This is a genomic window from Mesorhizobium sp. SARCC-RB16n, from assembly GCF_008520305.1.
Lineage (GTDB): Bacteria > Pseudomonadota > Alphaproteobacteria > Rhizobiales > Rhizobiaceae > Mesorhizobium.
The window spans coordinates 28,249-52,316 of the sequence record NZ_ML703278.1 but is presented as its reverse complement, the minus strand read 5'-3'; the positions used below and the strand labels follow the sequence as shown (position 1 = coordinate 52,316).

Below are 24,068 nucleotides of genomic sequence, written 5' to 3'. Positions count from 1 at the left end.
CGGTGTTTTATCGTGGAAAGCTCTATCGGGCGTTGAATCCCATTTATGCGCGCGAGCCGCTGTCGGGCCGTGGCGCTGAACTCTACGGTGGACGATTCAATCCGAAGGGTGTTCCGGCGCTCTATGCGTCACTGTCGGTGATGACCGCGCTACGCGAAGCAAACCAGGTCGGCAATCTCCAGCCGACGACGCTCGTCTCCTACGACGCACAAATCGATGATGTCTTCGACGGCCGTGACGCAGAGGCTTTGTCGGCCCAAGACATGGATGCGGCCACGCTCGCCGACGGCACATGGCGTGACCAGATGAAGGCGACCGGAGAAGCGCGGACGCAAGCCTTTGCCCGCCGCCTCATGGACAAGGGTTGCAACGGCCTGCTTGTCGGCAGCTTCGCACCTGGCGCAACCAGGCAGGATCTGAACCTCGTGCTCTGGAAATGGGGTGATGCGGCCCCGCACCGCCTCACGCTGATCGACGACGAGAATCGCCTGTCAAGATAGCAAAGCCGTCAGGCCGCGATCCGATCGCTCCTGGGTTTGTCGCCCGATGCCTCGACATCGCGGGCAAGATCCGCGTCAACCTTTGCCAGTTGTTCCAGCTTCATCTTCAACTCGGCCTCGAAGGCAAAGGCTTCACCGACGCGCGGTCGATACGACGCAAGACGCTTGCGAGCATCGTCGAGCCGCAGGCGATAGTTTTCCTGTTCGCCCTCGAAGTTGTCCAGTGCGTGCTCGAGCCGGGCGATGGCGCCGATCGGCGTCGTGGTGACGGGCAACTCGACCTCATGTCCGGCGCCGATGCGCAGCAGCATGGTCGTGTAGCGGAAGCCGTCCTTGCCGAAGCGCTCGCCGGCAAATTTCAGATCGAAGTCGCCGATCGAGGCAATAACCTGTTCGCCATCATGCTGGAGCTGGACCAGCGTCAGGATCTCTTTCATCAGCGCGCGGCCGGCGCACTTGCGCTCGGTGAACGCCTCGCCTGTCACGGTCATGGCGAAGGCATCCCCTGCCGTTGGCACCAGCCGCTCGATGTCCTGTGCGATCTCACCGATCCTGCGGATCGCCAGTTCAATGTCGCGCTCGGCATCGCGGATCTGGCGACGGATAGCATGCTGATCGTCGATATGGGCCGCGCAAAGACGCTCGAGACGGGCGATCTCGGCCTCCAATCCGGCCTTCTGCATCAGGCGCGGATCGCCGGACGCGATCGCCTTGGCTAAAGCGAACTGGTTGGCCTGGCCCTCGCCGATGTCTGCCAGGCGGCGGATCGAGGTATCGCCGGAAAGGGCCGCGGCGATGAAGCGGGCCTTGCGCTCGTTGTTCTGCCACATCGTGGCATCAAGGCTGCCGAGCGTTGCGTAGGCGTAAATGCCCACCTCATCGTGCTGATTGCCTTGCCTGATTATACGCCCCTCACGCTGCTCGATCTGTGAGGGGAGCCACGGGACATCAAGGTGATGCAACGCCTTCAGCCGAAGCTGCGCGTTGACCCCGGTTCCCATCGTCTCGGAAGAGCCGAGCAGGAACCTCACCCGGCCCGACCGGACATCGCCGAACAGGCGCTGCTTGGCCTCAGACTTCCGAAAATCCTGCATGAACGCGATTTCGGAAGCGGGGACGCCCATCCGGACCAGTTCATCGCGGATCCAGCGATAGGCGGAGAAGCCCCGGGTCTTCTCGACGTTGATGGTGCCGAGATCGGAAAAGATCATCTGGGCCGCCCCTGGCAGCTCAAAGACTTGCCCGTCTGGCCGGACATAGATGTTTTGCGCCGTGTCGCGCCAGATGTGAAAGGCGTTGGCTATAAGCGCGTTGAGCTTGTTGCCAACTTCATTGTCCATGGCCGGCATGACCAGCCGAAGATCGATTGCCGCATGCCGTCCGTCGGTGATCACCGACAACAGGATGTCGTCGCCCGGCTGCGCCGGTCCGTCACGTTCCTCGATCGCCTTGATGCGTTCGGCGAGCACCAGCTGATAGGCCTTGAAGGCTCGGGTCGGCTCTGCCGTGATGATCTGGCGCTTGCCGCCGGTGATCTCCGGCACCTTGACATAGTGGCGCAGGTCCGCCGGCATCACCACATCGGCAAACGACCGGAATATCGCGATCAGTTCGGGAACGTTCACGAACTGGGCGAAGCGTGTCACCGGCTTGTATTTGCCGGACGGCTGCAGTTCGAGCTCGGTCGAGGCATCGCCAAAGGTCGAAGCCCAGGCGTCGAACTCGTGCAGCCCGCGCTGTGCAAGACCTGCATTGTCCATCAGCCGCTGGACGGTGAACATTTCGCCGAGCGTGTTGGTAATCGGGGTGCCTGACGCCAGCACCAGCGCCCTGCCCGGATTCCTGGTGTCGACGAAGCGGGATTTTACATAAAGATCCCAGGCGCGCTGCGAGCCGTTCGGATCGACACCCTTCAGTGTCGACATGTTGGTGGCGAACGACAGTTTTCGGAACTCCTGCGCTTCGTCGACGATGATCTGGTCGACGCCGATCTCGCCGATGGTCACGAGATCGTCCTTGCGCGTCGACAGCGCCTCCAGCCGCTCCTTGTGGCCCTCCTTCATGCGCTCGATGCGCTTGCGCGACAGCCGATCCTCTCGCTCGACCTTGGTCAGCAGCTCCTCGTAGGCTACGAGTTCATCTTGGATCATCTGGGCCTCGAAGGCCGAAGGAACGGCAATGAAGCGAAACGCCGAATGGGTGATGATGATCGCGTCCCAGTTGGCGGTCGCGGCGCGCGACAAGAAGCGACGACGCTTCTCCCTCACGAAGTTCGTCTCGTCGGCGACGAGAATGCGGGCGGAAGGGTAGAGCGCGAGAAACTCACGCGCGGCCTGTGCCAGGCAATGGCCGGGCACGACCATCATCGCCTTGTTGATCAGGCCGAGCCGACGCTGCTCCATGATCGCGGCGGCGATCGACATGGTCTTACCGGCGCCGACGGCGTGGGCGACATAGGTGCTGCCGGCGGCAATGATCCGCCAGATGACCCGCTTCTGGTGGCCATAAAGAGAAAAGGCGCCCGAGGCGCCTGGAAGTTGCAGGTGGTCCCCGTTGAATCTTCGCGGCACGATGTTGTTGAAACGGTCATTGTAGATACGGGCCAAGCGGTCGGTGCGATCGGGATCGGACCAGATCCAGTTCTGGAAAGCCGTCTTGATTTTTTGCAGCTTCTCCTTCGCCGCCTCCGTGTCGACGACATTGAGGACACGGCGCTCGGTATCGCCGTCCTTCACCGTGTCGAAGATCTGCGGGATCGAGGAGTTGAGCGCATCGGACAGAAGCTGACCGGCGTCACGGCGATGGGTGCCCCATTGCGTCGTGCCGGCGGCCGAATATCGCAGGCCATGGGCCATCACCGTCCAGCAGGCAAGCTCCGGGGTGTGGTGGATGGTGATGTCGGCGTCCATCGTTTCCTTGACGAAGCCGATGATGTCGGCCGCCGGTATCCATGGTGCGCCAAGACGCGCGGTGATGTCGGAGGGCCGGAGATCGGCAGGCTGCACAGCCTTCAGCGCCGAGACATTACGGGCGAAAACGGGATCAAGTGCAGCCGCGGCCTCGGCAACCGCAAGCTTCGAGCGGACCGCGCCGGAAAGATAGGCGTCCGCCGCCTGCCATGCTCCTGAAGCCGGGTCCTGGAAGATCGCCGGTCCCAGTTCCTCGATGATGGCGGCGACATCGCGATGCAAAAGCTCAGCGATGTGATCGGGATCGACATGGCCACGTTCGTTGAGGACTACCGCGAGCGCGTCGGCGGCATTCGTGATGACCGGCGCCGGCGGCGGCGCGATCACGCGCTCGGAAAAGATCGGCCCGGGCTTGGCCGTATTGCTCTCCAGGTCATAGTCCTCGATCGAGGCGACCAGCCAGCAATCCGGATCATCGAGAAAGGGCTGGATGTTCGGCCGACGATGCGTTTCGCGAACCTCTCCGGTCTCGTCGTCCTGCGACGTCGAGACGGTGGTAAAGTTGATCGGCCCGAACTCGCGCACGAAGTTCGACCAAGCGATGCGCAGCGTGACTTGTGCCGGCTTCCACGGCCGATGCAACTCTTGGCACCTCAGCACCTCGCGCACGGCATCGCGGATCGGGATGAGCTTGCGGAGGATGCGCGCATGCTTGTCGAGGATGCCATCGGTCCCCCGGCCCCGCTTCACATTGACGGCGACAGGAATGCCGTCAATCATTTGCATCAGGGCGCCACTTTTCGCCAGAAAATAGCTGCCCTCGCGGATCGCCATGCCATCGGCTGCCGGACTGGCGGACGGCCCGGCAAGATCCTCGTCCAGACTGGGACCGATCTCTTCAGGATCGCCGCCGTAGATGGCTTCCGGAAGAAAAAACATCGCCGCGTTGAGAGCAGCATCGAGGTCCTCACCGGCGCGCGGCAGGCAGGTATAGGTCTCGTCGGGACCATGGATGCCGCGCCGCAGCGCATGCTCACCCAGCACCATGTCGGGGTGCTCGGCGAGCCAGCGGTTGACGCGGATTGCGCCCTCGTCCTCGGTTTCCGCCCGCACCTGCGCCAAATCGAGCCACGCATCGGAACCGGGCATCTCCCCGGGGCTACGCTTGCGGAAGAACAGGATATCGACCACGACGTCGGTACCCGCGTCGGCGCGAAAGCTGCCTTCAGGCAGGCGGACTGCGGCGATAAGATCGGCCATGCCGGCTATTGCTGCGCGGGCGCGACTATCCGCCTTGTCCATCGTACCGGCCGAGGTGACAAAGGCGGCGAGGCCTGCAGGCTTCAGACTGTCTATCGCCTTGACGATAAAATAGTCGTGCAGGCGCAGCCCAAGCGAGCGGAGCGCCCGGTCGCTGCGCACGATGCGGTCCGAGAACGGGGGATTGCCGATGGCCAGATCGAAATGCGCCGGCAGATCGACATGCGCGAAATCCCGGTTGAGGATTTTTGCACGTGGCTGCAGCAGCCTGGCGATCCGGGCAGTGACCGGGTCGAGTTCGATACCGGTGATGTGGGAGACCGCGCGGAACCGTTCGGGCATCAGCGCTGCAAATAGCCCGGTGCCAATACCCGGTTCCAGAACGCGGCCGCCGCGCCAGCCCAGCCGCTGTAGTCCGTTCCAGATGGCCCGGACGATGTATTCCGGGGTGAAGTGAGCGTATTGCGTGCACCGGGCGAGCGAAGCGTAGTCACCGCTGTCTGTTGCAGCCTCCAGCTGCGCGCCGATTTCGTCCCAGCCCTTGCGGAAGCGCTGTTCGCCCGGCCGGCGGAAGACGCCATTGGCGAGCTCGCTGGCCCCAAAGCCGGTGAACTTGATTAGCGCCGCCTGTTCATCGGCTGTGGCCGCGCGTTGTTGGTCAACGATCCCGGCGGCAAGGCGAATGGCGGCGAGATTGTCCCGGGCTCGGTCGCGCCAGGATCTGGCGAGGCAGCGCGCGCCGGCGAGATAAAAGTTCGTTCCGCTTGGCGACTTGCGCACGGACCCCGCATCCGCCGCGATGGGCTTGGCGGGTGCGAGGGGCGAGGGTGTCGGGTCATCATCGTCAGGATCGTCGGCAAATGCGGCCGAAAAGGCGGTAACGCCGAGGCCAAGACCGGAAGAAAGAGCGGTATTGCCGAACAGGTCGAGGGTGAAGGGGTCGTCTTGCGCCATCGAAAAATCTCCTTGGAATTTTGGCGAGCACGATCACGCGGACGGCGTTGTCGGCCGCGTGAAAGGCTGGCGAGGGGGAAGGGGCTAGCGGGCGATCAACGACAGCGAGACTTCTGTCTCGGTCAGCTGCACGTGCAGATGTGTGCAGTGCAAGTGCCGATCAAACAGCGGTATAAGCCTCTCGGCGTCGATGAATTCGATCCCGTCATCACCGCCGAAATGGCGGGTTTTGTAATGGAACCAGTCCGGATTGCCGACCGGATGGCACTCGTCCGAATAGATCACGAGCGGACGGTCGCTGTCGGCGAGTTTGCCGTTCGAGATCATGTAGACCCCCTGGTCGCCAACCAGCCATAGGCCGGGGATCTCGCCCTCGCCGTAGTACGGGTTGCGAAACCCGCCATTGGCTGCGGCGTCGGCAATACCGCGATCGACGACCTTGCGAACGCCGGGAATGGGAAACGTGAACATGGCTGCTTCCTCACGCCGCGATTGCATCAGGGAGGTAGCGCAGGTGCACCGGAAGCTTTGCGGAGACCTCTGCGTCAGTGAGGCGGTCAAGCAGCTTCAGGGCGCTGCCGCGACGGCCGCAATAGACAAAAACGGTGCGCGCGCCGCGATCGGCTTCGGCCCAACCTTCACTGGCATAGCCGCGAAAATCGTCATGCGTGCTCGACCAGATGTGATCGAGCCGCTCTTGGCGCGTCATTGCGCGAACCGGGCGGGATTCGCGCTCGACAATCGCGTCGCGCATGCGCTTGTAGGAGCCTCTGTCCGACAGGTCGCAATAGCCGTGATAATGACGGAGTTGGGCGTCGATCGTCAGCGCGAAGAAAACGCTGGTGACGCTGCCGGTCAGGAATTCCCGCAGCGCGAACATGCCCTCACGCATCCAGAGTGGCGGCAGAATCTCGAACATATGGTCGTGGTCGCGTTCGCTGATCGCGAACCACTCGCCGGTGTAGAGCGCGCCGGCATCGTCCTGCCAGCGGTTGGGCCGCTGCGCGTGGCGGTCGAACATGCGAAACATCTGCCGGCGGTCGGCGACACCCTGATACACCTTGCGGATCGGAGAGAGGGTCATTTGCGGGCTCCTTTCAGCCTCGTCGGGCTGGAGCGCGGCTCATCCTTGCGATTTCACCGTCAATTCAGCCCTTCCTGACCCCTCCTCCGCGGCGCCTCTCCGTCCGGGCGGGTCAAGGGCCGGCGAAGCCGGGCGAAGCTTCACCCTTGACGCGGCCGGCGGGCATGCGGCAGCCGGTCTTCCTCCTCTCTCCTTCCTGCCTTTGGCCCACTCTTCACTCCTGCCCTCAGCTCGGCGTTCCAGTCCTCCTCTCGCGGCCGCAGACGTTCGAAGCCGCAGCCGGCCTCGCCGGCGAGCGCTTCGAGGCGATCTGCGTAAACGTCGCCTTGGGGATTATTGTCGGTCGCCGCGACCAGCAACACACCTGACCGTGCCGCCAGCAGCCGTATCGCCGCCGGGGTGGCGGGAGCCCAGCCGCCGCCGGTGCTCAGATAAAGGCTGTCGCGCCGTTCACCCTCCAGCGCCGCAAGGCTCATGGCGTCGATCGCCGCCTCGGTGACGCACAGACGCATCGCATCGCGGGAGCCGAATCTGAACAGCACCTTGGCGCCCCCCGTCGCGAAGCCGCGCCACTGCGGACCGCGCTCTTCCCAGCCAGTGAGACGCCCCTCCCCGTCCCTGTGGGCAACCCACACGCTGCCACGGGGCCCCTCCCGCAGCAGGTCCTGGCGGATGGCGGATCGCATGACAGAGTCCGGAAGATGACGCCCCTCGCGCAGGTAGCGCCAGGTGCTGGAGCCCGGCCACGGCTTGTGGCGCCTGCTCCATCGCTCGGCCGCGCTGATGCCGGGATTGCGCTCCGGGGCCTGCCTCTCCCACACCGGCTGGCGCGGCTGATAGTCGATTAGCCGGGCGACCAGCGTCTTTGCCTGCGCAAAGCCGACCGTGTGCAGATGCGACATGAGCGAAAACACATCTCCCTTGGCGTCCGAGAGCGGGTCGAACCAGCCCTTCCCCTCATGGATAACAATGATGATCGCCTCACCACGCCGGTACTTAATCGCCCGTCTTGTGCTTTCCTTCAGGTCGATGGCGTAACCGGCATTATCCAGCGCAGCCGCGCAGGGCACGCTATGTCTCAGCTCGTTGAGTTCATCCCGATCCATTATCCTCTTTCGTGCGCCGCAGGCGCTCGCCTTTCCTTCAGGTTTTCTCACCGCAGCCTTGCGGGACAGCTTCCGGACGCCGCGAAGAGAAAGGCGGCAAGGGCGCGGCTGGCAACGTGCAAATCCGCACCTCGGGCCCTCACCGCTGGCCAGCCGGGGCGAAGCTTCCCTTGCCGCCTGCTGCTCGCGAGCGGCACCTCCGGGAGCAGAAAGCCGGCTCAATGAGCCGGCCCGTATTCGTGGGGATCGAATTCGTGGATGATGGCAACCTCGCCGCCGTCCAGTTCGTGGCTGACCATGACGCCGTACTGTCCGTCGACCTCGAACAGCGTGACCGGGACCATCAGGGTGCGCGAAAGCTGGAAGGCGTGGTTCTGTGCGGTGGCAAGATCGGACATCTGAGGCTCCATCTTCGGAGCGGGCCATTCCCGCTCGATGGCTCCGTCGGTGTCCGGCCCCGGTCGCGATCACCGCGAGGCGTGAGCCGAAGCGGCGGCACGCTCGCGTAGCCGACCCCGCGCGGGTTGATCGTGGAAGATCCGGGGACGGACCAGGAAGCCATCGCATGAGAGCGGGATTGGATTGCCTCCTGTGGAGAGCGCCTATGAACGCAAATCTTGCTGGCTGCGAGGCTCCGACAAAGCCTCCGCACCGTTTAGGGATCACACTTGTTCAGGTGACCGTCGAAATCCGTCGAGAAGCCGGACGCGATAAAGGAGCGCAGAACCATACGTTCCTACCCCAAATTGCGGGTGAGAGGCGATCCTCACTATTCTTGCATAGCTGCAATGCACGAAATCTATTTGCGCCGTGCACAAATTCTAGCCATTAAGCCTACAGCTGAAGCAGGCGACGGTCTCCTCCCAGTCCATCGCATCAGCTGTTCCCCTCTGGAGGCTTTTGCCTTCACACTTAAAGGGCCTCGGTTTTCCGATGGCCCTATTTTTTTGGCGCACTGTCCCACAGCTAACGCGTGGTTTTGAACGGGTCCAAGGGTTCCGACAGCACGGTCGCAGCGCAGAATTCGTGCTTCGAGCGCGGCAGCGACGAAGGCTCGTCGGCAGATGGTATGTGGCAAAAACACTAACATTGCCGAGATAAGAAAAGCCCGTCACAGCTAGTGAGCGTCGGCGACGGGCTTCCTGCGATTAGGCGCGGCTACGCCCCGAGGGATCGCCCAAAGGGAGAGCAGCAACAGCGACCAAGCGCATCGAACCGGTGCGGCCTCGCCTGTCGCGAGTTTTATCGGCGCCGGCCGCTTGGAGACTGCTGGTGGACACGTCCGAACCGTGCCGACGACGACTTTGCCGCGATCGCCGCGCAGGACTACCTCAACACCAGACGCTATGAAAGGATTGCGGGACGAGCATCGCATGAGCGCTGCCGAGGCACATTGCTTTCGGCGGCGGGCATCACTATGGGGTGGAACTTCGCCGACTGCTGATAATGCCAGAAGGAGCGTTCCGTGACAGACGAAGCCGACAACAACACAACTGATGCCCTCATCGAACTCACCGCCGATGTCGTCTCGGCATATGTCTCGAACAATCCGGTTCCGGTCGGTGAGCTCCCAGCCCTGATTGGGCAGGTGCATGCTGCACTGAAGGGCACGGCCGGCGGCGCCGCGCCTGAAAAGCCGCAAGCTCTCAATCCCGCCGTGCCGATCAAGAAATCGGTGACGCCCGACTTCATCATCTGCCTGGAAGACGGGAAGAAGTTTAAATCGCTGAAGCGGCACCTGTCGACCGACTACGGGCTGACGCCGGACGAATATCGCGCAAAATGGGGTCTGCCGGCGGATTATCCGATGGTGGCGCCCAACTACGCAGCCGCACGTTCGGCATTGGCCAAGGCCATGGGCCTCGGCCGGAAGCCCAAAGAACCGGAAAAACCGGCGCCTGCGAAGCGGACCCGCAAGAACGCCACAGCTGATTGATCGCCGATCCGTCGTTCGGCGCGTAGCAGCTGCCCCTACTGATCGCCAGCGAAGTCGTCGCCGATCTGGTGAAGGTCACGAGGGGCGTCTAACATCTGGGCCTGTCGCTTGCCAGGCCGGGCAAGATTTGCTTGAAGCCCCTCGCACGATCAAATGGCAACTCTGGCATGGTAAGGTCTATCGAACCCGTGACGAAATTGCCGACCTGCAATTCGATGCGGAAGGTTTGGAAACAGGCTATCCAAACATGCGCAAGTTCCTCACCGCCATCGGCGGCTTCCAGGCCTGCCTTCGTCGAGGCCACCGTCGACGCCGTCATCTCCAAGCGCTTCGCCAAGAAACAGCAGATGCAGTGGAGCAGGATCGGCGCGCATCTTCTGCTGCAAACCCGCACGCAGACCGCCCGTGCCGCATGGCCGCCCCATAAATCTTCATGCTCCCGTGTCCCACCGCTCTTGGTCCGCCAACGGGAAGAGAGCTGAGTCCTTAAGATCTCACAAGCGCCGGAACGCTTCTTACGCGGTGAGGCCTCACTCAGTTTATCAAGTTGCCGGTGACAAATATCGTAATGCCAGCACGGGTGGGCCCACTTCCTGCTTGCCACCCATCTGTTGCGGATCGTAAACGGGCGTACGGCCACCAGGGCGGCACGCGATGAAGCGGCTTCCCCCTCTCATGATCACGCTGGTTGGAGCCCCTCCGGCGAATGCCCTGATTTGACCAAGGACGACAGCATGACCGATAAGGAAGCTTTTCTCACCGATTACGAAATTGCACTGCGCGCCGCGATCAACGTGCTGCGCGACACGATCGAAAGCCACCGGATGCCTTCCGGCTTGCCGCTCGAGCCGGACGCCGCCGCTCTGCATGAGCGCGCCATCGAGCGCCTGGAAGCGCTTCTCCGATCAGCCGCCAATGATGGACAGCGGTGAACGAACTCTTCCCGCTCATCGCCGCGCAATCTCTCACTGCCCTGGTCGAGGGCGCCGGCTGTCGGTTCCCCTGAATTCATCAAAAGTTCGTATGTGGAATCCGGAGACCCACCGGGCCTGCGGTAAGTCAGCTAAAGAAAAGGCGCCAATGGAGATACTTTTTTCACGTCGAACCGTGCTCGCGGCGATCGACACTCTGGAAATTGTCTCAACACAAGCTGAGACCAGCGCGCTCTTTCTTGAATTCGGGCCCGACGTCTATCGCCATCTGCGCGGTGAGAGCTTCAGCGTCAAGAAGCGCATGAATGACCTCAAAACGTTCGTGGATGCGAAGCCTAAGCAACAGGTTTACGGCGGCTTACTCGAGAATGTGTTGGTGGAGCGCGCGGCGCCACATCTACCGTCCGAGGTTCTCGAATACCCGTGGTCCCAGCCAGTCGTGTTGCATTCAGTCATGGCGCAATTCAAACACGCCCTTGCACAGGATGACTATGTGGTCATCGAGGGCAAACTGCGGCGTACGCTTCCCGAGGATATCGGCATGCCACCGACCCAGTCCGAAATGACGGTGTTGCTTGATCGGCACGGCTTTATCATCGCCCAAGGACATCTCGACCAGGCGCTGGATGCCCATGCTCGTGGCAATTGGGCGTCGGCCAATAGCCAGCTTCGAACTTTCTTAGATGCCCTGCTCGATGACCTGGCAGCGAAGATCGATCCGTCAGCGGTAGCACTTGGCAGCGGACAGCCGCGCCGGACAAAGCTGTCGGCGGCGGGCTTTCTGAGCATCCCGTTGAACGAGTGGGACAATGACGGCCGTGGTTTTGTAAACGGCCTTTTCAAACGGCTGAGTCCTGCAGGGGCACATCCCGGCCTGTCGGAACTCGATGACAGCACTTTCCGATTGCATATAGTGCTGCTGACTGCAGCGCTCTTTCTTCGTCGGTATGATGCTTGGGGACGGCAATGAACCCCCTCATCACTGGCTTCGACGGCCAACTTGGCGCGTCTCCCCCCTCGTCACAATCCTGTGTGCCGGTATTAGTACCCAGCCTGGGGAGGCTCTGTGACCGATAAACTGCCCATCGGAGATGTTGGAAAACTGGCACTTCAGGACGTTCGAGCGATGGAGGCGTCTGACCTCGCCGATGGCGATTCTTCAGCTCCTTCGGCGGGCGCGGGTTGCAGCGCCATTTGCTGGAATTGTGAGTCCTATCCTTCGCGCTGCTCCATAGCACCCCCTCGCAGGCCTAGCACTCGCAACCACGCATCGACCTGGCCGAAGGCGTCCTGCTGCCATTGCTCGGGTGTACGGCCATCGAGGATGTCCGTCTCAGCTACGAATTTGCGCACGCTTGTCGCGCCGTAGCCGTCAGGCGCGTCGAACTTGTCCGCGATGTATTTGTAGCCCTGGGCTCCGCTTTCGTGGTCGAGCAGAGGTTTGCAGGCTTCGGCCAAGGCCTCGATTCCATCGGGATAGTTGCGAATGCAGTAGTAGATATCGTAGGCGTCTTTCTGCTTATGCCGGCCATTGAGCGCATAGCCTTTCATGGCGAGCAAAGCTGGGATGGAGCAAACGGCAATCTCGACGCGATTAGTGCCGCCGTCCGGCATGTCGCCCGAGATGGCGACCAGTTGATAGAAGCGAAGAGCGAGATCCGCGCCGTCGGCCCGCTGGACGGCGAAATCATTTAGGATCGGTGGACGGTTTTTCACGATTTCCGCATCACGTGGCATGAGGAAATCGACGACTATGTCGATGGACGTACCCCCATCATCGACAGGCACCTCACGGACGAGCTGAAAGCGTCGAAGCTCCTCGCGCTGTTTGTAACCTTGGCTCATCAAGGCTTCGACCAACGTAACGTACTCGCCGTCACCCAGAGCTTCTGCATCGAGACTGAGATCGACATCGAGCGTTCCGACGTGACGCATGTCCTCGTTGTCGAGAAGCAGCCAGGGAACTGCGCCGCCGATCACGGCAAACTTTCCCTTGAAGCTGCCGAGGATCTGCCCGATTTCGACCAAGACACCTTTAACGGCTTTCGTCGTGCGGTCTTGGTAATCCGCCGCAGACTGAGGGTCAGGCGGCACTATCTTGGCCATGGGAGGAGTTCCTGTCTTAGATGTTGCGCAGCTTCGGCTCCTCGTTCTCCGGCAACGCCAAGGTCGAGGTAAGTCTGGACGGGGCTGGTGCAAACCACTCCCGGGGCAGGCTGGGTGACATCGTTGAAAAGCCCATGATCCTTCAGCACCGTAATTATCACATTCGCCCCTGAGGTAGACGGAGACAGTTTCAGAGCATCGCTTAGCGCCGCAAGTCCAGCCGAGTCCGCGTAGAAATATTGGGTGGACACCCGACCATAAGGCGCCAGCCAATGCGCCGCCGAAAACGATGCGAACACGGCGTTTGGTGTGGCTCGTCCGGCGCTCAGGGCGCGACGCGCCGAGACCTCGAAAGATTGACCATGGAGCGTCGTATAGAACCCCATGCGCTCGCCGACCGGTGGTTCGTAGGCGTCACGCCAGGCATCCAGGAGCCCGCCGGGCTGCGACAGCCGTAGGCCGTCATCCGTCACCTCGGCCCATTCGCGATCAACCAGCTCGCCGCGGACGTTGCTGACGTGGCCCAGGCTCACGTCGGAAGCTTGGGCGAGATCGGCGACGCGCCACGCGCGATCAGGATCGCGGAGAAGCACCCGGAGAACCTGCGCGGATTTCGGTTTGAAGATGGATTTCAGGTTTCGCTGAATGGCAGGCGGCTTTGCATCAACCTGGCGTTCGATGAATACGGTATCGAACGCGATCCGGGCATTTCCAACCAAGTCAAGATAGCCCACATCGAATTCCCGGCAAAGCGCTTGCGCTTCCTGAGACAGGTAAGGCGCGATGAAGATCGGCATCGCCGGAGGATCGTACTTCTCCGCAGTCTTCCGAAGCTGAAAGAGTGCCGCACGCACATGCCGCGGCTGACCGATTGGTTTGACTTCGCAAGCGAGAAAGCGACGATTTCCGTCCAGGCTAAATTCCGCGAAAATATCGATGCTGGAACTGGGCGGCGTCAGTTCCACCTTCTCCACGTGGATGGCGGGGACGCTGCGCAGCAATGCGGCGACGGCCTCGGCTGCCTGGGTCTCAAGATCGTTCACTTCTAGGTGAGTTTTCAGCATTTGCTGAAAATGCATCGTTCAGTGAAATTCGTCAACTGATTTCAGCTAAAAGCCTATTTTCAGCAAATGCTGAACGCCTTTGACCGATGAAAAGGTCCAGCGACCGATGGCAAGATCGACACGGTCAGTCACCTCGAGATCGTCTGAAATGCCACCCAAGCATAACGAATACGAGGGCAGCAAAGTTAATTGACGCGCCGTTCCCTTTGCGTGCGAGGCGCCGCTTTCCCGATGATATCGCGCACGGTTTGCTGATCGAATTGAATCGAGATTCCCCGCTTCGCAAAATATAGCAGATCAATGCTAAGGGCAGCGAGCGCCTTCCTGATTTGAAGAGGTGGTTCGCCAGGCAGCACCATCACCTTCTTGCACGTTTCGCCGCCGAGGTGTTCGTACAGCAGAAGCTGACCGAGTGCACGTTGGATGTCCGAGGCCGTCGCATCGGACTTGATTTCAAACAGAAGTCTGTTCCGTCCCGCTTGAGCGAAGAGATCTGGACCATACCGTCCGAACCGACTGTTGGAATGCGGAATGTCCAACGCCTCGAGAGTTCTGGTCAGCGCGTGCCAGATGTCCGCATGCCGACGTTCAGCGGTTCTTGCCGCGACAGGCGGGACATTGTAAGCGCCCTGTTTTTCTGGATTGGACGAACCCTCTGCCTCGCTGACACGGTCGAACATGTCCTGGGCTACAGCGCCGAGCTGAAAGTGGATCCGAACCCGGGCGCAAAGCTCGACGAACGCGGCAACGCAGTCCTGCACCTCGGGGGCCGGCCGATCGAGGTCCGCGACGCGGTGGCACGATGCCACCGTCCCGTCCGCATAGCGAACAGGAACCCGCTTCGATTTTGCAACGGTATCGAACATTTCCTCGGTGATGCGAATGCCGCGCGGATGGAGGCGACCCTGGTGCAGCAGCCAGCGATGGCCTTGTTCATCTGTGGCAAGTACACCCTGCCGGTTCAGGTTCTTGCCAGTGCCCGGGGGATTGATCTCCACCAGCATGTTGTCGCGCAATCGTGCCGGCTGCTGTCCGAAAACATTCCAGTACTTCTCAGGAGGCGTCGCCCGACCGCTCTCCGAAAAGTAGCCCCATACCCCAAGCCGTTCCTGCCAAATCGCCCCGTGCTTCAGCCCGGAGATTTTCCGCCCACCTATTGCAAATTTGTGCTCGAACAGGTTCACACATGCATGGATCGCTGAACGCGACTCTACTGCTTCCAACAATATTAGCACCCTCCCAAGCCCGGCATCTGCGCCCAGTGCGCACACCGTCCCTGCGGCCAGCCTATGCCGATCCGATCGTCCAGTTCTCAAAGGCCGCGGCGACCAGCGCGGGGCCTGCTGCCTTTCGCTGCCGTTTCGACATGTCGACAGCGCGGTCGATGAAGTCCGTCGTGCTGGAGCCGGGTGAGCGAGCGATGTCGGCGACTATTCGCGGCTGGCCACAGACGAGTTTGATTTCGTTCTCATCCCTTCCCATCGTCTCAATGGGTAGCTCAATCAATACCGTGTACTGCACACCCGCCAGCTCAACTGTCAGGGGCGCGAGAACCGTGTCTTGCGAATCCACGATGCCGTCGTCGTCCCAACGCGGAAAAAACAAGTTAGCCCCGGCGATCGAGCCCAGCGCCAGAAGATCCTGATGTTTTTCTATCCATTGGTAGAAGTCTGAGAGCACGACATAGGGCGCATCGGGTTTGGCATGTCTTTCGATGACGGACGCCATGCGACGAAGCATGGGCGCCACCGGAATCCAGTTGTGAAACGGCCCCGGTTCGCCCTCGGCCGCCGGCAATTCCAGTGCTGCGGCTCCCATTTCGATCTTCACCTTCTTGTGCGGACGGGCCAGTATCGCGCCAACCTCGACTATCGTGACTGCTTCGTCCAGCTCGACCGACCGCGACCCACTATAGTCAAAGTTCATGCCTGCCCATTCCTTTTCGAAATCGAGGATGATCTCGAAGAACGCGTTGGCCATCCGGATCGGGGCGCTCGGTTCGCCGTCCGGTAACGGCAGCACCGCGAACACCTGGACCGGAAATCTCGTCCATTGACCGTCGTCCGGGTCAGCGAGCTCAACAGATGCCGACATGAGAGGCGGCGCCTGAAACTCCAGGATCGCACTGTGGAAGAAGTCCGTGTCGTTCTCCAGAGCGATGCCGAACCGCCGGCGCTCGATGGTGAGATCCATGACGTCGATTTCCCGACGACTACCGAGGAATAGGCTGTGGATCTTCTCCCGGGCATCTTCGCCGGGAACAAAGAACCTGCCGACGACAGAACCGTCTTCAAAGCCGCACGTCTGTCGCTGTCGGATCTTGCCTTCGATATAGGCGGACAAGGATCCGCCAAGCATGCCGTCAAGGGCAGCTGACAACCCTTCACCGCCGCTGCCCAGCTCGACTGCGTGTTCCAGCGGGATCGGAACCGTGACCTTATGGAGCTTGCGATTTCCCCGCGCCTCTTCCCGTCGCACGCGGCGCAGTGTCCAGTAAATGACCGCTCCATCCACCGGAACCATCAGGCTGCGCATGGGCAACCTGTTTCCGATTCCGAATTCGAGCACGGCGATCGCTGCCGGCAGATCGGCATCGACGAGATGCTTGAGGGCCGAAAGCTTGATCCTGGGCACCTCCCCTGCTCGGTCCGTCGATTTGACTTGGACGAGGAATTTCGGGAGGTCGTTCTGGCTGTCCAGCGGCATTTGCGTCGAGCGAACCGGTTCACGTTCGAGTAGGAAGTCCCAACCCAGCCTGTCGACCAGACATTTCTGAGCGCGGAACCCTTCGGGCTCGCACCAGCTTATGAACTGGTTCTCTCCCAGCATACCGACATCCCGCCCTTCCATGCACTTCCCCCTAGTTGTCCCACGTTAAGCGCGGATGTCCCTTGCACGCCTCAAAAAAGCAGGTAGATCAACTACCAAGTGAAGTTCGGTCGGCATCGCAGAGCAACGCTCATTGCCTGCGGCAACGGGGTGAAGGAGCGTGACGGGGCGATGGCTGCCTACGACTGCCCTGGTCCATTTACTGAAGTTTCTGCAAAATGTAGCCGGGAAAAATCACCTCACTGCAGACAAGCTTTCCAGTGATTTGCTTCAACGCCTCTAGATCTTCACTAGTAGAAAAAATGACCTGCTGATTTCGCCGGCCAGCACCAGACGCCCTCTTCAATAGATTCTCGAAGCTCACCTTCGAGGAAGACTGCTGCCGCGGCTCGTCGAACACAAGCAATCCCGGGTGGTTGGTGTGCTTTGCGTTCGCAAGCTCGAGCAAGCTTAGCTGATACGCCCACTTCAACCGAATAGCATCGCTCGCCGATGTCTCGAAACCGATTTCGAACCCCTCCTTCTCGGGGCGGTAACTGTCTTCGGAGATCGACAGCTCAGAAGGCGAGAATGTACTGAAACCGAATTCTCTTGCCTGACTTTGGAGAAGCTCCGTCAGGAGCCTCAGCTTATCCCGATCACTGGAGGAGAGCTTATCTCCGGGGATTTGTTCACGCTCCTCGAGAAGCTTCCTGTAAACGTCCTGTAAATTCCTCAAACGCTCAATTGCGTCATCAAATACCGCCTGAAGACCTTCTAGATCCCGGACCTTCGCTTCTGCCCGGATGCGTTCTTCAATGACCGCCGCTGAAGGATTCGACCCCGGCGCGACCAGCTCGGATCTAAGCAGCCGAATCTGTGCGTAGTGATCAAAGAGTTCTCGGCTGATTGCGGACAGCTGATCGCTTCGTTCGGTCTCCTCGGCCTCTTCCCGAGCGAGAATGTCTTCAAACATTCTCTTTTGCGATCGAATATATTCGATGTTGTCAGAAACCGGCATAACGGCTGAAAGGGCATCTTGGGACAACAAGGTGTCGACGAGTGCCTGCTCGCACGTTGGGCACCTGTCGGGCGTTAAGGTCGCCGTTATCCCCGAATAACGTTGTAGTTTCTGTACATCCAGATTCTTGGACAGATCATCATCGAGGGTATCGATGCGCCTTTCCAGAGACTGCATATCGGCCAATTTGAGCTGCTGAAGATTGTGAAGTTTGACCCGCTGCACATTGAGGGTATCGACCCGCTGGGTCAGCTCCTGGAGCTTTTCAGCGACCTCATCTGATTGGTCCTCCACATCAGGCACCGGGACCGATGCAAGAGTAGCTGCGGTCCCTCGATATCTGGAGACCATTGCGGAAAGGCCGGTCCATTCCGTTCCGTCCGCAAGCTGAATGTGCGCGCGAGCCAACGCATCGGGATCGGCAAGGGGACTCTCGCTCAGGGCTGCGATCCTGCCACCGCCCCGCGAAACGAACCGCTCCAGCTCCTCACGAATTGCAGACCACTGCTTGGCATTTGAGCCGATCCGCTCGGCCAAGCGCTCCCGCAACATCTCAAGCTTGTAAACGTCGAGGTCCATGACAAATTCGACGGCGCGCTTATGAACTTCCCTAATTCTCATGTAGGTGGGAATCGCCGCGGGGATCGCAGACCATCCGAACTTTTGCTCAACCCAGAAAAGGGGAAAGACGGTCTCCAGGTAGAGTTTCGTCTCTGGCGCGTCGTATCGTCGGACGTTAGGAAGCTGCCAGCCGAGGAAGCCCTCTAGGAAGTGGTGAAAGCCGTCTTCCCGCTGCGCAGCTCCTGGATCTAGTACAAAGAAGTTCTGTCTTTTGAGGGATGTCGCGTCCTCTGACAGCGCCGGTCCGAAATCCACGGTTATCAGGCGAGTGTCTGTGCTTGCCTTTACAGCACGAGTAACAGTGATGACTTGCCCTCGCCCGTTTTCGATTTCAAGCGAAACGTTTGATTCAAGAACATCAACCCGTTTGTCGTCGTCGGTGTCCAGGTAGCTCGTCATCGCATGCGGCAGCGGAATCTCTCTGCGCGGGCTCAGCATCCGCTCTAGGCCGAGGGCGTACAACATGCCTTGCATGCATGTTGACTTCCCCTTGGTGTTGTCAGCCCACAGGACGGTCAGGCCCCGGCCGAAGGGCACATCGGCACCATAGACACCATCCGTTGCTACAGCGCGGAGCCTTAGCCTTCGAAAAAGCAGCGTCAAAGCAGATCCTCCAAGCGCCACACCCGCTTCATTAAGGCGTCAGTCATGCGAGGGGCGACGTCATTCAGAAAGCGCATCTCATCCGTCAAGATTTCCCCCTCCTTCACTATCGCTTCCGACGTCCGTACGCCTTGGTCGGTGAGCGAAACTGACGTGCCCTTTTCGATCTTTACAAGCCCAAGGGCATGAGCAAGCGCGACCGCTCGATTCAGCGACGGTTCAACTCTCACCGAAACGTCAGTGGGCTTGTACTCCCCAGACAAGAGCCCGCGAACCTCTTCACGGCCTTCCGGCAGTCGAACTGAATGGGCCAGAAATTGAAGCTTCTGGAAGTTCGATTTCTTTCCGCGGCTGTAAAACAGAGCCAAAATGAGTACCGCTATACCCCACGACATGCGGAGGTCCCCGGGAAGTGGATTAGGACGGGCTGTATAGGTGAAAGCCCCGTTCAGGATCGCTTGGCGAAGCACCGATTCATTGGACATTGGGAAAATCCAGCGGACAACGCATGATCCATTCGCATATCGACCCATAGGCTATCTGCTCTGCATTCTCCTCCGAAAGGTTCGGCGCCGCCGTGCGCATCGCCGAGATGAGGGAATCCAGCTCGGTGTGCAAAATCGAGCCAGGTGTCTGCACCCCCTGCGGCCCTGCAAATTGCAGGCGACGAGCCCGGCTATTTATGGCTGACATAATTTTCTCATGGAGGTCTGGAGAACCGTTGCGAAGGGCGTCGAGCAAGGCATTCCCCTGCAGGAACGATTTAGCAGCTTCCGCAACTGCCTCGTGGACGTGATCCGGACCGGTTCTCTTGCCCAACTTCTGCGTTGCATTTGTCAGAAGGTTGGATGAACCCGCCGCCCACGTATCAAGTTCTTGTTGCGAAGGAGTAGGGATTGACAGCTTTACGCTGGAGACAGTGGACATGCCCACAGCGACAGCGTCTTTCGGAAACGAGCCCGGATCGTGAATGCCAACCTCAAAGGTGATGTCGAGCGCTGGACATTTCGCATCGCGCATGTCCAGGGTCTTTTTCGAGCAGTGAAGATTCACTTCCTTACTGTCGTGGTTCGGAGCGAGCAGAACCCAGTGCTTTATGGGCACGCCCATAAACAACTTCGCGATCTCGACGGAATTGGCTATTATCTTGCGAAGATCTGTAGTGATTTTTTTCTTTTGCCGTTCCGCCCGTGTGGCGATGTCGACCGGCTCTTCGACAACATAGCATTGGTAGGCAACCGCCTCTTTAGCGCAATAGTAGTCGATGCCATAGTCACCTTTGTGTGCTGCCGGTATCTTGTGCACGTTCAATGTGCCGTGACGATGTTGAAGCAAACTAAGTGAAAACAATTCCCAGTCGTCTGGATTCCAGACCTGAACAGCACTTGTCACCGATTGCCACCCCCAATGCCCTCGCCATGTTACGCTTCTTCTACGAGCGATCAACAGCCGGCTCCACGTTCATCTCCAAGTTCCGCGCTAGGTGATCCCCCATGCACGGTACCGGCCTCTCCCCGTCATTTCCCTAACGCCGAGTTCGGAAATCAAATTGAGTGCGCCGCGCGGGCTGATCTTCACTTCCTTGGCGATCATTGCTGCAGACACAAGTGGCCTGGAGAGCACAAGTTCTATGACGCTAGGAAGACTGCTTGACGACCGACGGTTCCGAAGCCGCCGTTCCATTAGATCCTTCGCTTGGACAAGTCGATCGAGCTCTTTCATTCCCGCCTCGGCCGCGCTCGACAACGCATCAAGGAAAGCCGTCAGCCGGGTCGTTCGGACCGGTGACCGCCGACGCTCACGCGAGATGGATTTGAGTCCGGCATTGATGCCCAGCAGATGTGTGCCAACCTTCCGTTCTGACCGCAGAATGGAGGCCGCCAGTTGCGCACCCAGCCAATGTTGGCGTTGCAGCGGCTCGAGTGTTTCCCATTCTTCCCAAGCCAAGGCTGCGGCTAGCGACGGCGGCACGCCAGCAGTGTCGGAAACCAGCTCCTGCCAACGCGCCAGACGCTCAGCTTCATCCCAGTCCTGATCATACACGAGTGGATCGCGTTCCTTCCCCTTGACCGATACCGCCGTCGGAGGAGCAGCCGCATGTTGTGTTAGAACACGCTCCGACCGCGCGAGGACCGCATCAAACTCTGCAAACTCGTCCGAAAGGGGATCGACAGCTTCATGGTCATCAACATCATCATCATCATGTTGCGCGTGGAGATTTCCTTCCCCTGGCACCGCCGGATGAACGTCACCTGATTGACCGCGCAGCGTCGCTAACCCCACGTCGCTCAGCGCCCAGCCCGGTTCGGCTGCCGCAATCCTGCGCCGCGTTCGAAGGATGGAGTGCGCAATCACCAACTCATGCGTCGGGGCGCGGACATCCATATGGGCATCGTGAAGAACGAGGTCCTCGACATGGACAAGTTCGCCGGCGACCCACATGCTGGCGGCAGCGTCGAAGAAATGCCCTCGCTCAATGAAGCCGGAGGTGACTGGGCTTCGACGTGCTCGCTCATCCAGGCGAGCGAGCTGGTCCTCCGCCCTCATTACGTGCGGAAGGAGCTCTTCCAAGGGTAAATTGGCTGAACGGTATCCCATTGCGAACACTTGAGGATTTTATCGAAACGGAAACTAACACGCCATTGGCTTCCGTCATAGGGTGTTTTCTCCGACACCCGTCGATATACAGAGGGCGAGCTGCCTGGGCATTGAACAGGTGCCCGCCTATCGACCTTGCTAAAGCTCGAAACCGTTTATTTCCAAGGTTTGCGCAGCCACAGCGACGGCGGAAAAGTACCTAGAGACGTTTACAAACGATCGTTTATCCGTATCTTCTGCAATTGGAAAATCGCCGCTCGACGGTCTCTGGGGCGCTGCAAATGGCTGGTGATGCACACAATCGCTCTTCTCGCCGGCCTCAGGGCCGGCTTATCGGCTATGCGCGGGTCTCGACGGAGGAACAGGCGACGGAAGCGCAAGAGATTGAACTTCGCTCGGCCGGCTGTGACGTCATCGTCCAGGAACACGGATCCGGAGCGTCACGGGCGCGCCCTGCCCTTTCCAGGCTGCTTCGTGAGATCGACGCCGGTGACACGCTCGTGGTCGTGAGGCTCGATCGTCTGGCGCGGTCCGTCGGCCATCTGCTCGAGGTGATCGAGGATCTGACCACGAGGAATGCGCATTTTCGCTCGCTGCACGACCCCATCGATACGACCACGCCGCAGGGAATGTTTTCGCTCCAGGTGCTGGGCGCCGTGGCGCAGCTCGAACGCGCGCTGATCTCCGAGCGTACCAAGGCCGGCATCAAGGCCGCAAAGGCAACGGGTCGATTGTCCGGCAACCCCGGTATCCGGGAAAAACGCCCCGAGGCGCTGGCCAAAATGACCGCGGTGCAGAAAGCCGCCTACGGCGATCGCATTCAGGCTTCCGCTAACCAGTGGCTTCCAATCGTTCGCCGCATGCGGCCGGATCACACCTGGGACGACATCGCCCGCGTGCTCGAGCAGCGCGGTCTCGACTGGACGCCGGAACGCCTTCGCCGCGCCGTAAAATGGCTGGTCGCGGAGCGCATGGCCGACCCGGCATTGCTTCGCAAGTCTCCTCCACGCCTGCCCGAGGATCGCTTGATGACGCTGGTCGCCGGCATTCATTGGTCGAATCCCGATCTGACCTTGCGCGAAATCGCCGTTCAGCTCGAAAGGTTGCACGAGCGCACCCCGCGCGGCGGCTCCAAATGGTCGCCCTCGTCCGTGAAGAACCTCATCGACCGGGCCCGCCGATCGGGTTTGATTGCCAGCGCCGGCGACACTGCCTTTCCTATGGCCGGATAACAGCGCTGCCTTCATCGCGATTTCGGCCTCTGCAGGCTCTTCAACAGCGAATCCGAGACCTGCAGGCGATCTTCGGCTTCACCGTCACCATTTGACCGCCAACCATCCAGCTTCTCAGCTGGCTTCTGCGCGTCCAGTTTAGCCCGGAGCAGTGCCATGATCATCGGCCAGGTCGAGAACTTCCCGTCCTTGGCCCGATCGGTCAGGCTACGCAGATAGCCGCCGGCGTTGTTGATCTGCCCGGACCTCTGATAGATCGCGGCCAGGGTAATCCCGGCATGTTGTTCACCCATGACCTCACGGGCCTCCCGCCAGGCGCTCGGGCTGATCCCCAGCATTGGCCGGGCGACCTCCGCCGCGGTCAGCAAGTCGCGCCAGTGCCGGATTGCGCTGCCTTTTGCCAGCTCTCGGATTTCCGGGCAGGCGTCCAGCACGATCCCCAAAGGCAGCTCCCGTTTCGGCAGGCTCCGTACCTTGTCGGTTTCCGCAACGGTGCCGCCCGCTTCATCCTCATTTCCCAAGCCATGTTCAGATTCAAAATTAGAGTCTGGATTTGAATTCTGTATGTGGCGGCCGAAATGGGACTCATTGGCGTCCATATTCTGTGATTGTGTGAATGATTCCAATACCTCACGGATATCCGTGCAAAGCTCGTGCAGCTCTTGCGCGATGCTCTCGACAAGCTGGCGAGGAGCCGAGCGTGGCAACCGGAGGATGATCTGTTGATAGGTCTGATGCACCCTGCCCCAGTTCCCTGGAACGCGCTCCTCAATGCAAGTCTCGATCATCTTGACGATGTCACGCCGAAGCAGGGTCAAGCGCTCCTTGGCGACCCGGAAGGCCTTCTTCTCAGCCTGCACTGCATCAGCCAGGTCTCGGAACTCTTCCGCACGCGCTACGATCGGCGAGAGGTCGAAGCCATAAGCCTGCTCGAGCTCGCCGCCCCTGCCCTTGCGGGCGAAACGTTTGCCGTTCGGGCTGTCGCGACGGATAATCAAACCGCAATCGACCAGGACGGCGAGATGCCGGCGCAGCGTCGTCGCGGGCATACCATTTGCCCGCGCCATGAGCTGCTCGTTCGACGGCCAGACGATAAGCTCCGCATCGCCTGCAAGGGCCGTTTCTGGATGGAAGGTGAGCAGGGCGTTCAGGATCGCGAGCGAGCGGTCCGTGGCCCCGATCAACTCGCGCGCTTCGCGAATATGCTGAAAAACCTGCCACTTGTGAGCGACAGCGTTACGTGAGACCGTCTTTGCGGTGATCTGACTTGCAATATGGCCAAGCTTTACCGGCCGCCGCCCAAAGGGCGTCGTTGAGACGTACGTCTGCATTTC

The 24,068-nt window shown here is 60.3% G+C and carries 20 protein-coding genes; 5 read left to right on the top strand and 15 right to left on the bottom strand.

All coding sequences use genetic code 11. From position 1 onward, the window contains the following. Positions 1 to 2 precede the first annotated feature (2 nt). Positions 3 to 500, top strand: coding sequence for an RES family NAD+ phosphorylase (locus tag C7I87_RS22930; protein ID WP_149906344.1), 498 nt, complete (start codon positions 3 to 5; stop codon positions 498 to 500). An 8-nt stretch (positions 501 to 508) separates the two neighbouring features. Here C7I87_RS22930 and C7I87_RS22925 read toward each other — a convergent pair whose 3' ends face one another. From C7I87_RS22925 to C7I87_RS22905, 5 genes are all read right to left on the bottom strand, one after another. Then, positions 509 to 5,623 carry an N-6 DNA methylase gene (locus C7I87_RS22925; RefSeq protein WP_149906343.1) on the bottom strand — a complete coding sequence of 1,705 codons (5,115 nt, stop codon included), beginning with the start codon at positions 5,621 to 5,623 and terminating at the stop codon, positions 509 to 511. 84 nt (positions 5,624 to 5,707) lie between these two features. Next, entirely contained in the window at positions 5,708 to 6,094 is a 387-nt protein-coding gene (locus C7I87_RS22920) for a DUF3085 domain-containing protein (protein WP_149906342.1), read from the bottom strand. Positions 6,095 to 6,104: 10 nt separating this feature from the next. After that, positions 6,105 to 6,707 carry a DUF1419 domain-containing protein gene (locus C7I87_RS22915; protein WP_149906341.1) on the bottom strand — a complete coding sequence of 201 codons (603 nt, stop codon included), beginning with the start codon at positions 6,705 to 6,707 and terminating at the stop codon, positions 6,105 to 6,107. Between the two features lie 140 nt (positions 6,708 to 6,847). Beyond that, on the bottom strand, positions 6,848 to 7,813 hold the full coding sequence (locus tag C7I87_RS22910) for a DUF3991 and toprim domain-containing protein (protein WP_149906340.1): 966 nt from the start codon (positions 7,811 to 7,813) through the stop codon (positions 6,848 to 6,850). A 218-nt stretch (positions 7,814 to 8,031) separates the two neighbouring features. Further along, a complete protein-coding gene (locus C7I87_RS22905; RefSeq protein WP_149906339.1) occupies positions 8,032 to 8,211 on the bottom strand; it encodes a hypothetical protein in 180 nt (59 codons plus the stop codon). Positions 8,212 to 9,278: 1,067 nt separating this feature from the next. Here C7I87_RS22905 and C7I87_RS22895 point away from each other — a divergent pair. Next, on the top strand, positions 9,279 to 9,749 hold the full coding sequence (locus C7I87_RS22895; protein ID WP_149906337.1) for a Ros/MucR family transcriptional regulator: 471 nt from the start codon (positions 9,279 to 9,281) through the stop codon (positions 9,747 to 9,749). Between the two features lie 88 nt (positions 9,750 to 9,837). Here the strand turns inward: C7I87_RS22895 and C7I87_RS35335 are convergent, their stop codons facing one another. Continuing rightward, positions 9,838 to 10,074 carry a hypothetical protein gene (locus tag C7I87_RS35335; protein ID WP_188393963.1) on the bottom strand — a complete coding sequence of 79 codons (237 nt, stop codon included), beginning with the start codon at positions 10,072 to 10,074 and terminating at the stop codon, positions 9,838 to 9,840. A 391-nt stretch (positions 10,075 to 10,465) separates the two neighbouring features. On the opposite strand from C7I87_RS35335, the gene C7I87_RS22885 reads away from it, so the two are divergent. Together C7I87_RS22885 and C7I87_RS22880 are read left to right on the top strand one after the other, a co-directional pair. Next, complete coding sequence (locus tag C7I87_RS22885; protein WP_210250642.1) at positions 10,466 to 10,681, top strand: hypothetical protein; 216 nt, start codon at positions 10,466 to 10,468, stop codon at positions 10,679 to 10,681. A gap of 148 nt (positions 10,682 to 10,829) precedes the next feature. Next, positions 10,830 to 11,651, top strand: coding sequence for a hypothetical protein (locus C7I87_RS22880; RefSeq protein WP_149906335.1), 822 nt, complete (start codon positions 10,830 to 10,832; stop codon positions 11,649 to 11,651). Between the two features lie 242 nt (positions 11,652 to 11,893). Here the strand turns inward: C7I87_RS22880 and C7I87_RS22875 are convergent, their stop codons facing one another. The 8 genes from C7I87_RS22875 to C7I87_RS22840 form a co-directional block, all read right to left on the bottom strand. Continuing rightward, the gene (locus C7I87_RS22875) at positions 11,894 to 12,787 is read right to left on the bottom strand and encodes a nucleotidyl transferase AbiEii/AbiGii toxin family protein (protein WP_149906334.1); all 894 of its coding nucleotides are present in this window, start codon (positions 12,785 to 12,787) and stop codon (positions 11,894 to 11,896) included. Further along, the gene (locus tag C7I87_RS22870) at positions 12,775 to 13,866 is read right to left on the bottom strand and encodes a type IV toxin-antitoxin system AbiEi family antitoxin (RefSeq protein WP_246696358.1); all 1,092 of its coding nucleotides are present in this window, start codon (positions 13,864 to 13,866) and stop codon (positions 12,775 to 12,777) included. Before C7I87_RS22870 ends, C7I87_RS22875 begins: the two co-directional genes overlap by 13 nt. Positions 13,867 to 14,036: 170 nt before the next feature. After that, on the bottom strand, positions 14,037 to 15,077 hold the full coding sequence (locus C7I87_RS22865; protein ID WP_149906333.1) for a hypothetical protein: 1,041 nt from the start codon (positions 15,075 to 15,077) through the stop codon (positions 14,037 to 14,039). Between the two features lie 61 nt (positions 15,078 to 15,138). After that, a complete protein-coding gene (locus tag C7I87_RS22860) occupies positions 15,139 to 16,701 on the bottom strand; it encodes a hypothetical protein (RefSeq protein ID WP_149906332.1) in 1,563 nt (520 codons plus the stop codon). Between the two features lie 178 nt (positions 16,702 to 16,879). Further along, the gene (locus C7I87_RS22855) at positions 16,880 to 18,904 is read right to left on the bottom strand and encodes a hypothetical protein (RefSeq protein WP_149906331.1); all 2,025 of its coding nucleotides are present in this window, start codon (positions 18,902 to 18,904) and stop codon (positions 16,880 to 16,882) included. After that, complete coding sequence (locus C7I87_RS22850) at positions 18,901 to 19,389, bottom strand: hypothetical protein (RefSeq protein WP_188393951.1); 489 nt, start codon at positions 19,387 to 19,389, stop codon at positions 18,901 to 18,903. Before C7I87_RS22850 ends, C7I87_RS22855 begins: the two co-directional genes overlap by 4 nt. After that, positions 19,379 to 20,296, bottom strand: a complete 918-nt coding sequence (locus tag C7I87_RS22845) for a hypothetical protein (protein WP_149906330.1) — start codon at positions 20,294 to 20,296, stop codon at positions 19,379 to 19,381. Before C7I87_RS22845 ends, C7I87_RS22850 begins: the two co-directional genes overlap by 11 nt. Positions 20,297 to 20,383: 87 nt before the next feature. Next, positions 20,384 to 21,502, bottom strand: a complete 1,119-nt coding sequence (locus tag C7I87_RS22840; RefSeq protein WP_149906329.1) for an RHE_PE00001 family protein — start codon at positions 21,500 to 21,502, stop codon at positions 20,384 to 20,386. Between the two features lie 281 nt (positions 21,503 to 21,783). On the opposite strand from C7I87_RS22840, the gene C7I87_RS22835 reads away from it, so the two are divergent. Next, positions 21,784 to 22,734: a recombinase family protein gene (locus C7I87_RS22835; protein WP_149906406.1), complete on the top strand. Its 951-nt coding sequence runs from the start codon at positions 21,784 to 21,786 to the stop codon at positions 22,732 to 22,734. A gap of 11 nt (positions 22,735 to 22,745) precedes the next feature. Here the strand turns inward: C7I87_RS22835 and repC are convergent, their stop codons facing one another. Beyond that, positions 22,746 to 24,065, bottom strand: coding sequence for a plasmid replication protein RepC (repC, locus tag C7I87_RS22830; protein WP_149906328.1), 1,320 nt, complete (start codon positions 24,063 to 24,065; stop codon positions 22,746 to 22,748). Between the last annotated feature and the right edge of the window lie 3 nt (positions 24,066 to 24,068).

Bases quoted from the DNA above. Each gene is read 5' to 3' on its own strand.
- C7I87_RS22840 (WP_149906329.1), bottom strand. From the start codon at position 21,502: ATGGGATACCGTTCAGCCAATTTACCCTTGGAAGAGCTCCTTCCGCAC.
- C7I87_RS22835 (WP_149906406.1), top strand. From the start codon at position 21,784: ATGGCTGGTGATGCACACAATCGCTCTTCTCGCCGGCCTCAGGGCCGG.
- C7I87_RS22910 (WP_149906340.1), bottom strand. From the start codon at position 7,813: ATGGATCGGGATGAACTCAACGAGCTGAGACATAGCGTGCCCTGCGCG.
- C7I87_RS22925 (WP_149906343.1), bottom strand. From the start codon at position 5,623: ATGGCGCAAGACGACCCCTTCACCCTCGACCTGTTCGGCAATACCGCT.
- C7I87_RS22850 (WP_188393951.1), bottom strand. From the start codon at position 19,389: ATGTCCAATGAATCGGTGCTTCGCCAAGCGATCCTGAACGGGGCTTTC.
- C7I87_RS22860 (WP_149906332.1), bottom strand. From the start codon at position 16,701: ATGGAAGGGCGGGATGTCGGTATGCTGGGAGAGAACCAGTTCATAAGC.
- repC (WP_149906328.1), bottom strand. From the start codon at position 24,065: ATGCAGACGTACGTCTCAACGACGCCCTTTGGGCGGCGGCCGGTAAAG.
- C7I87_RS22915 (WP_149906341.1), bottom strand. From the start codon at position 6,707: ATGACCCTCTCTCCGATCCGCAAGGTGTATCAGGGTGTCGCCGACCGC.
- C7I87_RS22870 (WP_246696358.1), bottom strand. From the start codon at position 13,866: ATGCATTTTCAGCAAATGCTGAAAACTCACCTAGAAGTGAACGATCTT.
- C7I87_RS22920 (WP_149906342.1), bottom strand. From the start codon at position 6,094: ATGTTCACGTTTCCCATTCCCGGCGTTCGCAAGGTCGTCGATCGCGGT.
- C7I87_RS22875 (WP_149906334.1), bottom strand. From the start codon at position 12,787: ATGGCCAAGATAGTGCCGCCTGACCCTCAGTCTGCGGCGGATTACCAA.
- C7I87_RS22905 (WP_149906339.1), bottom strand. From the start codon at position 8,211: ATGTCCGATCTTGCCACCGCACAGAACCACGCCTTCCAGCTTTCGCGC.
- C7I87_RS22880 (WP_149906335.1), top strand. From the start codon at position 10,830: ATGGAGATACTTTTTTCACGTCGAACCGTGCTCGCGGCGATCGACACT.